The 15,301-nt window shown below is 33.9% G+C and carries 15 protein-coding genes, 1 pseudogene and 1 riboswitch; all 16 genes and pseudogenes read right to left on the bottom strand.

Going from position 1 to position 15,301, the window contains the following annotated elements; genetic code table 11:
* The gene (locus tag THYS13_RS02050) at window positions 1-759 is read right to left on the bottom strand and encodes an A24 family peptidase (RefSeq protein WP_042832928.1); all 759 of its coding nucleotides are present in this window, start codon (window positions 757-759) and stop codon (window positions 1-3) included.
* Between the two features lie 47 nt (window positions 760-806).
* Window positions 807-1,190 carry a competence type IV pilus major pilin ComGC gene (locus tag THYS13_RS02045; protein ID WP_042832927.1) on the bottom strand — a complete coding sequence of 128 codons (384 nt, stop codon included), beginning with the start codon at window positions 1,188-1,190 and terminating at the stop codon, window positions 807-809.
* Window positions 1,191-1,214: 24 nt separating this feature from the next.
* Window positions 1,215-2,426: a type II secretion system F family protein gene (locus THYS13_RS02040; protein ID WP_042832926.1), complete on the bottom strand. Its 1,212-nt coding sequence runs from the start codon at window positions 2,424-2,426 to the stop codon at window positions 1,215-1,217.
* Between the two features lie 10 nt (window positions 2,427-2,436).
* Window positions 2,437-3,486 carry a type IV pilus twitching motility protein PilT gene (locus THYS13_RS02035; RefSeq protein WP_042833917.1) on the bottom strand — a complete coding sequence of 350 codons (1,050 nt, stop codon included), beginning with the start codon at window positions 3,484-3,486 and terminating at the stop codon, window positions 2,437-2,439.
* A 5-nt stretch (window positions 3,487-3,491) separates the two neighbouring features.
* Complete coding sequence (gene gspE / locus THYS13_RS02030) at window positions 3,492-5,168, bottom strand: type II secretion system ATPase GspE (protein ID WP_042832925.1); 1,677 nt, start codon at window positions 5,166-5,168, stop codon at window positions 3,492-3,494.
* 25 nt (window positions 5,169-5,193) lie between these two features.
* Window positions 5,194-5,277: riboswitch (cyclic di-GMP riboswitch) on the bottom strand.
* Window positions 5,278-5,280: 3 nt separating this feature from the next.
* Window positions 5,281-6,135: a shikimate dehydrogenase gene (gene aroE, locus THYS13_RS02025; protein WP_042832924.1), complete on the bottom strand. Its 855-nt coding sequence runs from the start codon at window positions 6,133-6,135 to the stop codon at window positions 5,281-5,283.
* On the bottom strand, window positions 6,125-6,625 hold the full coding sequence (locus tag THYS13_RS02020; RefSeq protein WP_042832923.1) for a YqeG family HAD IIIA-type phosphatase: 501 nt from the start codon (window positions 6,623-6,625) through the stop codon (window positions 6,125-6,127). The genes aroE and THYS13_RS02020 overlap by 11 nt, the downstream gene beginning before the upstream one ends.
* 63 nt (window positions 6,626-6,688) lie before the next feature.
* Window positions 6,689-7,384, bottom strand: coding sequence for an RNA polymerase sporulation sigma factor SigK (gene sigK, locus THYS13_RS02015; RefSeq protein ID WP_042832922.1), 696 nt, complete (start codon window positions 7,382-7,384; stop codon window positions 6,689-6,691).
* A 68-nt stretch (window positions 7,385-7,452) separates the two neighbouring features.
* Window positions 7,453-9,060, bottom strand: a complete 1,608-nt coding sequence (locus tag THYS13_RS02010; protein WP_042832921.1) for a penicillin-binding protein 2 — start codon at window positions 9,058-9,060, stop codon at window positions 7,453-7,455.
* A gap of 52 nt (window positions 9,061-9,112) precedes the next feature.
* Window positions 9,113-10,330, bottom strand: coding sequence for a U32 family peptidase (locus THYS13_RS02005; protein WP_042832920.1), 1,218 nt, complete (start codon window positions 10,328-10,330; stop codon window positions 9,113-9,115).
* 147 nt (window positions 10,331-10,477) lie between these two features.
* Window positions 10,478-11,914, bottom strand: a complete 1,437-nt coding sequence (locus tag THYS13_RS02000) for an IS200/IS605 family accessory protein TnpB-related protein (RefSeq protein ID WP_042832919.1) — start codon at window positions 11,912-11,914, stop codon at window positions 10,478-10,480.
* A pseudogene (locus THYS13_RS01995) lies at window positions 11,895-12,310 on the bottom strand (MerR family DNA-binding transcriptional regulator). Before THYS13_RS01995 ends, THYS13_RS02000 begins: the two are co-directional and overlap by 20 nt.
* A 25-nt stretch (window positions 12,311-12,335) precedes the next feature.
* Window positions 12,336-13,001 carry an O-methyltransferase gene (locus THYS13_RS01990; RefSeq protein WP_042832918.1) on the bottom strand — a complete coding sequence of 222 codons (666 nt, stop codon included), beginning with the start codon at window positions 12,999-13,001 and terminating at the stop codon, window positions 12,336-12,338.
* A gap of 12 nt (window positions 13,002-13,013) precedes the next feature.
* Window positions 13,014-14,069, bottom strand: a complete 1,056-nt coding sequence (mltG, locus tag THYS13_RS01985) for an endolytic transglycosylase MltG (RefSeq protein WP_042832917.1) — start codon at window positions 14,067-14,069, stop codon at window positions 13,014-13,016.
* Between the two features lie 431 nt (window positions 14,070-14,500).
* A complete protein-coding gene (locus THYS13_RS01980) occupies window positions 14,501-14,971 on the bottom strand; it encodes a QueT transporter family protein (protein WP_042832916.1) in 471 nt (156 codons plus the stop codon).
* Window positions 14,972-15,301 carry a YlbF family regulator gene (locus THYS13_RS01975; protein ID WP_042832915.1) on the bottom strand — a complete coding sequence of 110 codons (330 nt, stop codon included), beginning with the start codon at window positions 15,299-15,301 and terminating at the stop codon, window positions 14,972-14,974.

The raw sequence follows: 15,301 nt of genomic DNA, 5'->3' as shown, positions 1-15,301 counted from the left end.
TTAACCTCTTATGAATTTTATATAATAGTTAAGAATCTCATACCCATACAAAATTGAAATAAACCATGCAAAAGAAATATAAGGTGCAAAAGGAATATAATCTTTTCTTCCTTTAATTTTCAAAGCTACTAATATAACTCCTCCTAATGCTCCAATGATTACAGAAAGGAAAAGTACTAAAATTGTAAGCTTCCATCCTATAAAAAATCCAATTAAAGCCATCAATTTTATGTCCCCTCCTCCCATCTCTCCTCCTGAAATTAAAGAGATGAGAAGGAGAATTCCTCCACCTAAGACTAAACCCAACACATAATCCAAAAGTCCATAATTGTACATTAACAATCGAAAGATTATAGCACCTACAAATCCTGCAATAATCATTTTATTTGGCACTATTTTGTGTTCCATATCAATAAAACTTATTGAAATCAATATAGAACCTAAAAACATGTAAGAAAAAGCTTTAAAATCTAAACCAAATTTATAGTAAATTATCAAAAACACAATTCCAGTCAATGCTTCAACAACAGGATACCTTATTGAAATTTTTTCTCCGCAATACCTACATCTTCCTTTAAGTAAAATATAACTCAATATAGGCATTAAATCAATAGTTTTTAATTCATGTCCACATTTAGGGCAATGAGAAGGAGGATAAACTATTGACTCTTTTCTTGGCACTCTGTGTATGACCACATTTAAAAAACTTCCTATAATTGTGCCGAATAAAAATATGAGTATGTAAAGTAATATTTTCATAATGACCTCCTAAAAAAATAATAGGAAGGGCACAAAAGTGCCCAATTTTATTGTTGCGGATACAAAGTTTGGTTCTGTGAATTTTTTACCGTAACAGAACCATTTGTGTCAAAAGTGATTTGAAAATCTCCACCATATTGATCTTTTGGTACATTATTTATATAACCCCCATCTTTTAATTGTTGAGTAGTTACAGAAGTTGGTGGATTGCTCGAACTGTTCGATGTTTGATCAATGTAATATCTCTGTGCAGCTTCCGCTAAAATTGCTGCATTCGCTTTATCAGCTTGTATCTTTGATTTACTCAATACACCTGTTACATTTGGCACTGCAATAGCTGCAAGTACACCTAAAATTGCAATGACAACAATCAATTCAATTAATGTAAAACCTCTTTCATCTTTATTTAATGCCTTTACAAACCATTCCATTCCTTTTCACCCCCTTTCCTCATGTCATTGACCTATAAAATTGTACAATTGGAACAGTGGCATAATGATTGAAACAACTATAAAGCCCACTACTGTCCCCAGCATAACAATTATTAAAGGCTCTAATAGAGTAGTCATTTGTGACACAGCTGTATCCACTTCTCCGTCATAAAAATCCGCAGTTTTATTTAATATGCTGTCCAATGAACCTGAACTTTCACCAATACTTATCATCTGAATTACCATTGGCGGGAAAATGCCAATTCTTTTTAAAGGATCAGAAAGAGGTAAGCCTTTTTTTATATCCTCTTGCGCCACCCTTAATCCTTCTGCAACTACCGTATTTCCCACAACTTTTTCTACTACTTCCATTGCCTTCATAAGCGGTACACCAGCACTTATCAATGTTCCTAAAGTCCTTGTAAACCTGGAAGTTAAAATCTTTTTATTTAGAGGGCCAAAGATTGGCATGTTTAAAAGCATTCTGTCATAAATTCGCCTTCCTTCAGGTGTCTTTAAAAAACTCAAAATCGAATAAAAAATCAGGAAAATTCCTCCTATGTAAAAGTACCAATATTGAGATATAGAGCTGCTTATAGCAATTAATATTCGAGTAGGAAGAGGCAACTGGACTCCAGCATTTTTAAACATACCTACAAAAATAGGTAAAACATTTGTCAAAAGAAAAATAACAACTAATACAGCTACAACAGATACAATAAAAGGATAAGTCAAGGCAGATTTTACCTTCTGATTTAGGTTATTTTCTTTTTCATAGTGGTCTGCCATTTCATTCATAACTTTATCCAAAGTACCGCTTACTTCTCCTACTTCCACCATATTGTACAAAAGCATAGGAAAAACTTCTCCATGTTTTTTCATCGCATCAGATAAAGTCTTTCCCTTCTGAACTTCTTCATAAACTTCGCTTATAGCTTTTTTTAATCTTTTATTCTCCACTTGTTCCTTCATAGTAGCCAAAGAACTCACTATGGTAATACCTGCATTTATCAAGGTAGCAAATTGCCTGCAAAAAACAGCAATGTCTTTTATCTTAACCTTTTTAAAAGATTCAAAATCTAATATATCCTGTTTTACAATTTCTTCCTTGATATCAATTATATAATAATTTTTTTGCTTTAAAACGTCAATGCACTGAGACTTAGAATCAACCTCCAAAGTGCCTACAATAAGATTGCCTGCCATATCCCTCGCCTTGTAAGCATATAACGGCATATAACCACCTCTATATCATGCGTGAAAAATTTTCTTGGTCTACGCAATAGGTCAAGGCATCCTCTAGTGATATAATTCCTGCTTTTAGCAAATGCAAAATAGACATGTCCATTGTCATCATGCCAAACTTGCTGCCTGTTTGAACTGCCGACTGTATTTGGAAAGTTTTACCTTCTCTTATGAGATTTTTTATAGCAGGAGTGGCAATCATAACTTCTGTTGCAACTACTCTCCCGCTGTTATCTTTTTTGGGAATAAGTTGCTGCGAAATAATACCCTCTAAAACATTAGAAAGCTGTATTTTTATCTGCTGCTGTTGATGGGGAGGAAAAACATCAATAATCCTATCGATCGTCTTTACAGCTCCTATTGTGTGAAGAGTGGATAAAACAAGATGACCTGTCTCAGCAGCAGTTATGGCAATTTGAATAGTTTCTAAATCCCTCATCTCTCCAACTAATATAACATCTGGGTCTTCCCTTAAAGCAGCCCTTAAAGCAGAAGCGAAAGATGCCGCATCGTAACCAATTTCTCTTTGATTTACTATGCTTTTGTTGTGTTTATGTAAATATTCTATAGGATCTTCAAGGGTAAGAATATGGCATGTCCTTCTAGAATTTATCCAATCCACCATTGAAGCTAACGTAGTAGATTTACCACTACCTGTAGGTCCTGTCACCAGTATAAGCCCTCTTGTCTTTAAAGCTAAGTCTTTAAGTATTGGAGGAAGCCCCAATTCTTCTATGGAAGGAATCCGCAAAGCTACTGACCTTATTGCAAGACTATAACTTCCCCTCTGTTTATAGACATTTATTCTAAACCTTCCTAATCCTGTAACTGAATAAGACAAGTCAATGTCCCCATTTTGCTCTAATTTTCGCAATTGGTCACTTGTCAATAAATCTTTCACTATTTCTTCTGTCTGCCCAGGAGTGAAAGGTTCACCTTTTACTTTTTCTAAATAACCATTAATTCTAAGAACTGGAGGCACTCCCACCGTTATATGCAAATCAGAAGCTTTTTTTTCAACTACTAATTCTAAAAGTCCTTTTGTATCCATATGCATCAATCCTCGTACGTTAGTCGTAACATTTCATCAATTGTAGTTTTTCCTTCTAATGCAAGTTTTTTGGCACTTTCCCTCAAAGTTTTCATTCCATTTTTCACCGCTTGTTCTTTAATTACATCAGAAGAAGCTTTGGAGTTTATAAGCTCTCTGATATCAGAAGTGATAGTCATTATCTCATATATAGGAATTCTTCCTCTATATCCTGTTTTATTACAAACAGGGCATCCCTTCCCTCTGTATAAAGTAATGTCTTCCTTCTCCTCTAGTCCCAGTATTTTTTTCTCACTCTCTGAAGCTTTATAAGAAATTTTACAATTATCGCATATTTTTCTCGCTAGTCTTTGAGCAATAACGCCAACCACAGCAGAAGAAACAAGATAAGGTTCTATACCCATATCAATAAGCCTTGTCACTGCCCCTGCTGCATCATTTGTGTGCAGAGTAGAAAGAACCAAATGCCCCGTTATAGCAGAGCGGATAGCTATCTCTGCAGTTTCTGTATCCCTAATTTCTCCAATCATGACAACATCCGGATCTTGTCTTAAAATAGACCGAAGAGCAGTAGCAAAAGTAAGACCTGCTTTTTCATTAACTTGCACTTGATTTATTCCTTCTATGGAATATTCAACGGGATCTTCCACAGTTATTATATTGATATTAGGTTTGTTAAGCTCTTTTAACATGGCGTACAAAGTTGTGGTTTTTCCACTGCCTGTAGGACCAGTCAAAAGTACTATACCATGAGGTCTTTTTATCAGCTTATCAAAAAGTGCCACGTCTTTTTCATCAAAGCCCAACTGTTCTTTTGTCATCACGAAATTTTCTTTATCCAAAAGCCTTAAAACTAATTTTTCTCCAAAAACAGTAGGCAAAGAAGAAACCCTCACATCTATATTCTTTTCGTTTGAAACAAACTCAAACCTTCCGTCCTGTGGAAGTCTCCTCTCTGCAATATTCATGTTTGCCATTATTTTTACCCTTGTTACCACTGGAGCATGAGTGCTTTTTATAGTTCTCATAGCCTCTGTTAATTGTCCATCTATCCTAAATCGAATCCGCAAGTCCTTCTCTGTAGGTTCAATGTGAATATCTGAAGCTCTATTTTTTATTGCCTGTTCAATTATAGAATTTACAAAGCGTACAGCAGGCGCATTTTGCACTTCTTCCAGAATTTCATTTGGCAGCTCATTCGCAGGTTCACTTTGGAATTCCTTTTTAAAATCTTGGACTGCTTTCTCTGCCTGTTCTCTTCCGTAAATTCTATCTATAGCTTTTAGGATGCTACTTTCAGAAGCAATCAATGGTTTTACATTTTGCTTTGTTAAAATTTTTACATCGTCAATAGCAAAGATATTGAGAGGGTCTGCCATTGCTACCAATATACCATCTTCATCTTTTTTTATAGGAATAATAGTATATCTTTTAGCAACAGCTTCAGGAATTAATTTTGCCACCTCTGGGTCAATATAGTATTTTTGCAAATCTACATGTGGAATACCTAATTGAAATTCTAAAGCCTCTAGTATTTGGTTTTCTGTAACATACCCCAATTTAATAAGAACTTTTCCTAATTTTTCTCCTGTTTTATTCTGAATTTCTATTGCGTGTTTTAGTTGTTCTTCTGTTATAAGCCCTACCTCAACTAAAAGCTCCCCTAGCTTTTTCTTGGCCATAAAATATACCTCCAAAATAATAAAGCCGACATAAAGCCGGTTGCACCACTGTATCCGTGAGGCGTAAAGTGCCCACATATAGCCTCACTTCATCTACTCTTTATAAAATATTCTACAAATTATTCATAATTCCTTCTTTTAAATGCATGTATACTAAATTTTTGTCGAAAAATCCCCCTGTCCATAATTTAAAAGAATAATTAGCTTGATTTACCAACATAGAAAGTCCATTAGAATATTTTATTCCATTTTTTTTAGCATATTTTAAAAAAACAGTTTCAAAAGGATTATATATAACATCATAGACAAATTTAGCCTTTGAAACTACTTTTTCACTGACAGGTGAATCTTCAACCTTTGGATACATTCCTACGCTTGTAGTATTAACAAGCATGTCTATTTCTGGTATTTCTTCTACTTCATTTATACTGCAGTAATCACATGGAATCTTAAATTCCTTCTTAATGTACTCTGACAAATCTTTTGCTCTCTCAACACTTCTATTAGCAACTATTATCGAATCTATTCCATCTAAAGCAAGTGCGACACAAACAGCCTTAGAAGCTCCACCAGCTCCTAAAACAACTGCTTTTCTTCTTTCAATTTTTTCCCCTGCTTCTGTTAATGAATCTATGAAGCCATAAACATCTGTATTATATCCTTTTAATATTCCTCCTTCATTAACTACAGTATTGACTGCGCCAATTTTTAATGCTTCTTCTGAGACCACATCTAAGTAGTCAATTATTTTCTCCTTATGAGGGACAGTTACATTAACTCCTCTTATTCCTAAAGCTTTAACTCCTTTTACTGCTTCTTCAAGCTTTTCCGGCAAAACATTAAAAACAGTGTAGACACAATTTAAATTTAAAGAATTAAAAGCATAGTTATGTATTAAAGGTGATAAGCTATGTTCTACAGGATGGCCTATAAGACCATACAGTTTAGTATTTGCATTAATTTTCATATTCCTCAATCCTTTTAAGTACGTGTCTTTCTGCCCTTCTCATAAGCTTGGTCCACCCTAATTCCTCTTGAGATAAAGGTTTTACCAAAATAGTGTACAATCCTGCTCTTTTTCCACCAAAAATATCAGTAAATATTTGGTCCCCTATTAAAGCTGTTTCATTAGGCTTAGCATTTAAAATCTTTAAAGCCTTTTTAAAAGCTCCTTTTCTCGGCTTAATGGCCCAAGCTATTCCAGGTACACCAACTTTTTCTTTAAATTCATTCACTCTTCTTTTAGTGTTATTTGAAATAAGGCAAATTTTAAACCCTTCTTTTTTTACTTTTTCAAGCCATTCAATAGTCGTTTTATCGGGAAATTTTGATTTTTGAGGCACTAAAGTGTTGTCAATATCTAAGACAAGACTGGTAATTCCCTTTTCTTTTAAAAAGTTTAAATTGATATCATAGATATTTTCCACTATAATATCAGGAATTAACTTTTTATACATATGTTCACCTCATTTTGTTAAAATTATATAATAAAAAAAAATAAACTGTCAATACAAACAGTTTTACATGGAAAGCTCTTTAAAAAGCTTATTTAAAGCCTTCTTCTCAATCCTTGAAACATATGATCGAGATATGCCAAGCATCTTTGCTATTTCTCTTTGAGTTCTAACTTTCCCATTGTACAGACCATACCTCATTTCTATAATTAACCGTTCTCTATTTTTTAAAACGCTGTTCATTTTACTGTACAACTTTTTAATTTGCAGTTTTTTCTCTACTTGCTCTGATATTTCATCTTCTTCTGTGCCGAGAACATCCATTAAAGATATCTCATTGCCCTCTTTATCAACACCAATAGGATCCTGTAAAAAAATCTCTCCTTTCAACTTTTTTTCCGCTCGTATAGACATAAGTATTTCATTTTCTATACATCTAGCTGCATATGTGGCAAGATGAGTACCTTTTGAAGAATCAAAAGTAGAAATTGCTTTTATAAGCCCTATTGTCCCAATAGATATTAAATCATCTATATCTTTGCCTGTTCCACTATACTTTTTAACAACATGAGCTACTAGTCTCAAGTTTCTTTCTATCAAAATATTTCTAGCTTCCTCGTCTCCGTTTTTATAAGCCTCTAAATATTTCTTTTCATCTTCTGGAGTAAGTGGATTTGGGAAAGAGTTAGTATTCGTCAAGTAACCAAGATTTAAGATTTCTTTTACAACTGTAGCCAAAATTGCAAAAACAACTTCCCACATCACTGCCACCCCTTTTTTTAGCATTACACATCTATTATATGTGTTTTATTTAAAATGGTGCACGTACATCAATATTTCATTATTTTCTCCGCTATTTCTTTGAAAAGAGGGGCAGCTTTAGTTCCTCCAGTATCTCCATTTTTTACAAAAATCGAAATTGCATATTTAGGTTTATCAAAAGGAACAAAACCTGTAAACCAAGCATGATATATATTTAGCTCTTTACTGACTTCAGCAGAACCTGTTTTACCAGCACTACCATAGGTAGTCTCCGCCCTTTTTCCTGTCCCTTCTGGGTCAATAACCACTTCTCTCATCATTCCTTTTAAAATTATGGCTGTTTTTTCGCTTATCACCCTGTAAGACTTTTTCTGAGACAATTTTTCAATTTCTTTCCCTTCTTCATCAACTATTGCAGTCACTAAACGTGGAACATTCCTAACACCGTTATTAGCTATTGTCGCTGCGATATCAGCTGCTTGAAGAGGCGTCATCAGCACATCTCCTTGCCCTATTGACAAATTCCCAATACCTGCTCCATAAGTATCAGACAATTTAGGCAATCTCCCTATTTGCTCAGGTATTGGCAGACCATCATCACTTTCTATTCCAAATTTTCTCGCCATCTCCAAAATATTTTTGGCCCCTGTTATTTGCCCAATCTTTATAAAAGTAGTATTGCAGGAAACTGCAAAACCTTTTACCATGTTTATTACCCCATGACTTTCTCCTTTGTAATCGTGAAATACTATTCCATTTATATCATAACTACCACTGCAATAAAAAGTACCTTGTAAATCCACTTTATTATATTCTAACGCTGCAGCAGCTATTACAATTTTAAAAATAGAGCCAGGGGGATACATTGAGACAGCTTTGTTTATAAATTCTTCGTTAGAGCTATTTAAATAAGCTTGAATATTATTTTGGTCAAAATTAGGTCTACTTGCCATTGCAAGTATATCACCTGTTTTTATATCTAATACCACTGCTGCTCCATCTACCATATTCTTGTCAAGAACATTCTCTACTGCCTTTTGTATGTGATAATCAAGAGTAGTTTTTACCCCCAAAACTTCTTTTCCAGAAGTTTTTAACCTTACTCCTAACCCTTTTATATAATCAATATTATTCCCATCAGTAAACACTGCAATGCTATCTTCCCTTTTGCTATTTAAAATTCCATCAAAAGTATCTTCTAAACCCATCTTTTTCTCTCCTACATACCCTATTACATGTCTTGCTAAAGAATTCTGCGAATACCTTTGAGGCAAAGCTAACTTAAAAATGCCTATAGGTAATTTGGTGTCTAAATTAAATTTAACTTCATATTCCACATAATCTTTTGCACTTCGAAGGGACTTTAATACATCCTCATAGTCTACTGCAGCAATCTCACTTATAACCTTAGCGGCTTTTTCTTTGTCAGTTAACATTTTAGGTATAGCAAATATATATTCTTTGTATTCTCTATCTGTAAAAGGAATCATATTCCTGTCGTATATTTCTCCTCTTCTCTCTGAAATCTTAAAACTTCTAATTTTTTGTTCCACCGCTTTTTGAGAATAAAAATCTCCTTTGATTACCTGAATGTAAAAAAGCCTAAAAATCAATGTTAACATTAAAATTGACAAAACTATCCTCAAAAAAACAATCCTATAATTTCTATTTTCCATAAAACTTTGCTCCTTTCAGGAAAAAGTATTCCCAAAAGGAGCAAGTTTTAACCTAATTTTTAATTTCTCGACGCAGTATAAAAAATTCTTCTACAGGATACTTTATAGGAATTTTTACTATCATTTGAGGATGGGGAGCTACCTCAATCTCATTTCCTTCTTCATCCCACATTTTTTCAATTTGCTGCTCAAACTCTACTTTAGGCCCCACAATCTCAATTTTATCTCCCACAAACATCCTGTTTCTTTGCTCTACAACAGCAATTCCTGTATTTAGGTCATAATCTTTAACAATTCCTACAAAATCATGAGTCCGTATATACTTTGAAGACTCATAATTTTGAGCATCAGGACCTGGTTTGCCAAAATAAAACCCCGTGGTAAATCCTCTGTTACTTGCTTTAGAAACCTCTTCAAGAAGTTTTTTGTTAAAAACATAATCTTTTCCTTTTTCAAGGTAATCGTCAATCGCTTTTCTGTAAGCCCTTGTCACTACAGCAACATAGTAGGCACTTTTGTTTCTTCCCTCAATTTTAAAGCTTGTAACTCCAGCCTCAACAAGTTCCGGAATGTACTCTATCATGCATAGGTCTTTAGAATTCATAATATATGTGCCCCTTTCATCTTCAAAAATGGGCATATACTCTCCTGGCCTTTTTTCTTCTACAAGATAATATTTCCACCGGCAAGGTTGTGCACATTCTCCTTTATTAGAATCTCTTCCTGTAAGGTAATTGCTTAAAAGACACCTTCCTGAGTAAGAAATGCACATAGCTCCGTGGACAAATGCCTCTAATTCTAAAGTTTTTGGTGTCTTCTCTCTTATTCCTTTTATCTCCTTTAAAGATAGTTCCCTTGCCAGAATTATTCTTTTTGCCCCTAAATTATGCCAAAACAGAGCACTTTTATAATTCACATTATTTGCTTGCGTACTTATATGAACATCTACTTCAGGAGCTACTTCTTTTACAATAGAAAAAATCCCTGGATCAGAAAGAATAATAGCATCTATTCCAAGGTCAACGACTGATTTAATGTATTCAGGCAATCCTTTCAAATCCTCATTGTGGGGAAAAATATTTATAGTAATATATGCTTTTTTCCCACTTTTCCTCACATATTTTATTGCTTCTTTTATCTCTTCAAGGGTCAAACCAACAGAAGCTCTTAAACTATAATGTTTTCCTCCAAAGTATACCGCATCTGCTCCGTAATTTATAGCTATTTTTAACCTTTCCAAATCTCCAACTGGTGCCAAAAGCTCTAACATGATTATTCCTGGTTACCCAAACTGTACAAAAATGTACAGTTTAGATAGCTGGAGTATTTGTAGTCCGCCTTTCAGACTTTCCCAGCCCCAGCAGGCGGTATTTGGGAAAGCCATAGTCCCTGCCCCAAGAAGCAGGAACTCACGCCCTTACGGGTCTCTCCACTTGCCCTGGATTAATAATTCCCTCAGGGCAGAGAAGTCTCTTGGTACCTTCCCAGGAGAGAGTGAAGTTACCACCGCTACCTTGAGAACTCGCCAAAAATCATAGATACTAAAACTTGTTCCATCCAGAGGTTTTAGTACTCTTTCTGGCTCACTCTCAAAGCTTTGTAAAAATTTTATTGCTCTATTTATTTCCTTTATGTGCTTTTTCTTTATATGCTTGTTTCTGACTGTTTTCTTTACATGCTCTTTTAATTCTTCTAATTCATTTCCAGTTAATGTATTGAGAAACTTTATATAATTATCTGGTATCTTTTCTTGCAGTCCCAACCCTCTTCTTGCTATTACATAGGCTGCTGCTATGTCTTTTGTTATCATATACTGCGGTGAATATTTTAACATGCCTATTATTGAGGTGTAAGAAGGATTGACTTCTATTACTTCTATCTCTTCTCTTTTTGCTAGTGTTTTTATTTTTGAAAGAAGTGATTTATAGCTAAAGCTATGTCTTATTCTCCTTGATTTTCTCCCTGAAAAGTCTCCTCTTTTGCCTTTGTCTTTTATGTCTAATCTCTCAATTACTATTGCTTTTCCTTTTTCTTTTGCTATTTTTATTATCTCATGAGCATATTGCCATCTGAAATATTCTCTTTTGTCTTTATTTCCACTTGCAAGCTCTGGCATTGGTATATTCCCATAGCTTATTAGATTGCCTTTTTCATCTACTTCTGCCCATGATATGTTGTCTGGATATGCGTTTATATCTATTCCTATGACTCCTTTTTCTTTTGTTATTTTTATTTCTGGATATTCTTCTTCAATAGCAAAATAGGCGTATATATTGCCTTTTTTGAGTTTTAATTCTACAGAGTAGGGTATGTCTGCTTCGGTAATTTCCTGTAGAAGTTCTTCTCTTCTCTTATTCTTTTTATATCCTGCTTGTATTTTCGCATAGACATATTTTCTTTCTCCTACATTTATCCTTAAGAAAGTGCCATTTTCTTTTACTTCTATCCTTGTGTTGAGATTTCCTTTTTTGCTTTTATCTCCTCTTGAATAGAGATTTCCTTTTCTTCTTTCTTGCCACTTTGTTTTTAGCTTTTGATATTCTTTCCCATTTATATGGCGCTTTTGAAGTTTTTCAAACAAGTCTCTTCCTCCAAAGATGACTTTCTTTGGACTCTTATCTAATTCTCTAGCAGATTCTAGTGTGCTTCCTGCTTTCATTATTGCATCATCTACATATCTTGAGTTTAAGTTAAAAATCCCTTGAAGCTCTCTTTTTAGTGTGTTTCTATCATATCCTTCTAGAAACCTCTTATATGCAAATCTCATACAAGAAGACCATCTTCTCATTAAGTCTAATACTATTTGTTTGTCTTCTTGATTTAAAAAAATGAGTTTAGCCTGTATTACTATCATGTTTTTTGCCACCTCTTTGTCCGTAAATTCTTGCTGCAAATGAGGTGACTATTGCTATTAAGTCCTCTGCTAGCTCTTTATTTCATTTACTCCACTTGCTATCTCATGTATGACTTCATACCGCCATCCTTGGAAATTAGCGTATTCTTCAAGCCTTCTAATTTGATTCTTAAGATATTCTTCTTGTTTCTTTGTGGATACTCTTGCATACAAAACTACTTTAGGTTTTGGTTCTTTTTCCAGCATGCCTAATAATTTCTCTATATCTTCTTTTTTGTAGCTTCTTCTTCCTTTTGGTGTTCTAACTGGGGTTATTAATCCTTCTTTTTCCCAGTTTATTAACGTAATTCTGCTTATATCATACAGCTCTTTAACCTTTTTTATAGTTAATAACATTCATTATCACCTAATTAAAATTATGTCATTTTTTACTACTAACTTCAACTGTTTCGACCTCCTTAAAGCTTACCGCTAATCCGTCTCCTAAAGGCAAAATTACCGTGTACAAAGTTTTATCTTGATATAATATTTCTATAAATTCTCTCATTCTGTATACAATAGTTCTTCTCTTATGTTTTACATTTTTCTCATTTACAACATATCCCTTATACAAAATATTGTCCCACAAGATTATACCCTCTCTGTTTAAAAGTCTTTTCAGCTCTTTGTAAAATTCTATATATTGCCCTTTCGCCGCATCTACAAAAATCAAATCGTACATCTTGGTTAAATTTGGAAGAACTTGCTGTGCTTCTCCACAAATAAGCTCGATTCTATTTTCTACTTTTGCCTTTTTAAAATTTTCTTTAGCTATTTCAGCCAAACTTATATCCCTTTCAATAGTGACTACACTAACTTCAGAATAAGCTTTTGCCATTATTATAGTAGAATAGCCAATAGCAGTACCTATCTCTAATATATTGTTAGGCTTTTTTAGCTTCACAATAAAGCTTAAAAAATCAGCGACCTCTGGCTTTGCAATAGGGATATAATTTTCGTAGGCATATTTCTCCATCTCATCTAAAGGATATCCAAATTTATGAGATATCCATCTTATAAATTTTATATCATTTTGAGTTATTTTCATAGCTCAACCCTTTCATTTAGTATTATTATTTTCATTTACTTCAATTTCTTTCTGAGCTTTTAAATGGTCTTCATAAGTTATACTGAAAATATGAGACCCATCTTTCTTTGCAACATAATAGTAAAAGTCATGCTTAGCTGGAAAAAGAGCTGCTTTAATAGATTTAAGTCCAGGATTGCAAATGGGACCTATAGGAAGTCCATAGTGTTGGTAGGTATTGTAAGGGGAATCTACCTCCAAATCTTTGTAAAAAAGCTTATCCTTGTGTTCCCCTAATGCGTATTGTACAGTAGCATCTATTTGTAGTTTCATATGTTTTTTTAAACGGTTGTATATAACACCTGCAATTAAAGGTCTATCTTTATCTACCACAGCTTCTTTTTCTATCATAGAAGCTATTATCACAATTTGATCAGGTGTCATTCCTACATATTTCGCATTATCCTTTATAGTACTATTATAAACTTGCTGAAACCTTTTAAGCATAATATTTATTATTTCTTTTTCGCCAGCCTCTATAGGTATTTGATAAGTATCGGGAAAAAGGTACCCTTCTAATCTAGTCGGTCTATCTTTAGGTATGTCTTTTAAAAAATCATAGTTAAAAGTATCTTTTTGTGCAACTTCTAAAAATTTATCTTTATTTACTAATCCTAATTGCGATAACTTATCGGCTATATCTTTAACAGTATATCCTTCTGGAATCGTCACTTTTATTGTCTCCTCTTGTGCTTTACCTGCAAATATTTTCCTGATTATTTGATCAGTACTCATGTTAGGGCTTAAAAGGTATTTTCCTGCTTGTAATTTTCCATCAGCACCTAAAACTTTTGCTCTCCATATAAAAAACCACTCATTTTTAATTAAATTATTCTCTTTTAATACCTTGGCTATTTGTACGGTAGAATACCCTTTGGGAATATTTACAATCTTTTGAGGTGCATCACTTATAGTAGTTACTGGTTGAAAAAGACTTTGATAGTATACAAAAGCAGAAAAAAAGAAAAAAAGTATAGTTACTACTACCACAGCAAATCTGCTTTTTCTTTTGTATTCGACATTATTCATTACATTTCTCTCCCTTGGGTAGGTATATCTAAATTATATAATTAATTAAAAATAAAAACAAGTAAGCTTTCCGCTTACCTCAGACTGTAGACAAAGTATTATCGTTGTTGGCATTTTGCATCGTTTGCTCCGGTGATATCGCAGACTAAACTATCGCTCGTCCTCGGGCTCAAGCGGGGTTCCGGGCACATTCGTCATCCTTGACTTAATGCCCGCCTCCGCCCTCCTTGGCTTCGACCCCGCTTTCGCCTCTCAGCCTCGCTAAGTTTCCCGGCACTCAACTGAACGGGCTGGTCCTTTCTCTTATTCTCCTTTTTTAACATTTTCGGTTGAGTGCCGGGCTATCAAGTCGCTACACTTATGCAAAAATGCCAACATGTTATATAAAAGGTTTGCCTACAGTCTAAAGTAAACCTTCTGCTTACCTGTTTTTATAAAGAATACTTATCTTTTAATCTTTTATATACTGTAATCACTACATACCCAAATACACCTGTCACAATAGCTTCACTTAAAGCGATATATAAAGCTACAAGATAATAGGGCATTTTCGTGAAATAACTTACCCATATTGAAACAATAATGGCATTTAATATTATAGGAGGCAATATACTTTTGTAAAAGATATTAGTCTTTGATGTAAGGTACGCAGCAAGTAATGTCACTAAACTTCCACCTAAAATATCGAAAAGCCCAAAAGGGCTTCCTATATTGGCCAATAAGCATCCTATAAAAACCCCCCATATTGCTGCCGGCTCTACCATGGGTAATACAACTAAAGATTCAGATATTCTAAATTGAATAGGACCATAAGAAACACTCCCTAAAAGAATAGTAACAACAAAGTAAATGGCTGCAATGACTCCTGCTTTTACAATGTACTTAGTATCTATTCTTTTCATCTACTTCATCTCCATCGGTTCCATGATTATTTTTAGTATATCATCCATTATCTTGCCAAGAGTATACTCTAGAGACAAGTAAGAACTTATCTCAGGATTAAGATTTAATATCTCCCATAGCTTTTCTAACACTTCTTTTTCTTTAGGATCTATTTTTTCCCCTGCTAACTCTTTAGCTTGTATTTCTAATTGCTTTTTTCTAAAATCTTCTAACATTTTCTTATTTTGCTCATTTTCATTTATTTTTTGATATGCCTCTTTAAAAGCTTTGTATTGTGGCAACTGTCTTATAGCATTAGCCAGTTCATAAGCTTTATCGTAGACATTCAT

The organism is Thermoanaerobacter sp. YS13 (assembly GCF_000806225.2).
GTDB classification, from domain to species: domain Bacteria; phylum Bacillota; class Thermoanaerobacteria; order Thermoanaerobacterales; family Thermoanaerobacteraceae; genus Thermoanaerobacter; species Thermoanaerobacter uzonensis.
Note: the sequence above shows the minus strand (reverse complement) of the source record. Positions and strands in the feature narration are given on the sequence as shown.